Raw genomic sequence first — 737 nt, forward strand, 5'->3', positions numbered from 1 at the left:
GCTGCGGGGCGTGGAACGGCGCGCCGACGTTGCGCGTGGGCGCCGGCACGCCGGCATCGAGGAAGTACTGCACCGCCGCCCCGGTGTTGTGGCCCTCCGGCAGGGCCAGCGCCGCATTGCGCAGGCCCGGATGGTGGCCGGTGGCTCTGGTCAGGCTGCCGCAGAAGCGGCTCTTTAGCTTCTGCAAGCTGCGTTACCGGGCTTCGGAAAGCTCCGTCGCCAGCGCCGCCGTTTCGGCCGCACAGTCGCGCGGCGGCGTCCGCTTCAGGCTGCGGGCGTAGTGCAGTTCGCGCCGTGCCAGCGCCAGATCGGCGCTGAATTGCGGGTCGTCATGCAGCCGCGCCACGGTGGCCGCGCCCAGGCGCTGGCCCTGCAGCACATCGCTGTGCCAGTGCACATTGCAGACCAGCCGGCTGTGGCCATAGCTGCGGCCGCGCTGGAGCAGGGCGGTGGCGTGCTGCGGATCGATTTCGGCCAGGATCAGCGCCCACGCCCAGCCGATGGCGGTGTGTCCGGACGGATAGGAACCGCTCTTGCGCAGGCCGTCCTCGCTGTCCGGGGTGCAGGTGGGCTGCTGGTTGACCATGAACGGACGCGGCCGCTGGTAGTGGTGCTTGGCGGCCTTGGTGGCGGCGCTGGCGTCGATGCGGCTGCGTTCAAGCAGGCGGTACAGCGCCGGGGTGTGCTGTGTATCGACCGTCACGCCCAGCGCGGCGGCGGCCGAGCCGGGTGCGGGC

Annotated in this window: 1 protein-coding gene and 1 pseudogene; both read right to left on the reverse strand. The window is 71.9% G+C overall.

Annotation, left to right across the window (positions count from 1 at the left end):
* Positions 1 to 187 (reverse strand): annotated as a pseudogene (locus JCM9942_RS17325) (hypothetical protein); the annotation flags it as partial.
* A 6-nt stretch (positions 188 to 193) separates the two neighbouring features.
* Positions 194 to 737, reverse strand: a 544-nt coding sequence (locus JCM9942_RS17330; protein WP_157723057.1) for an acid phosphatase, incomplete at its 5' end; no start/stop codon positions are given.

The sequence above is a fragment of the Stenotrophomonas pictorum JCM 9942 genome (genome assembly GCF_001310775.1).
In the GTDB taxonomy this organism is placed as follows: Bacteria; Pseudomonadota; Gammaproteobacteria; order Xanthomonadales; family Xanthomonadaceae; genus Stenotrophomonas; species Stenotrophomonas pictorum.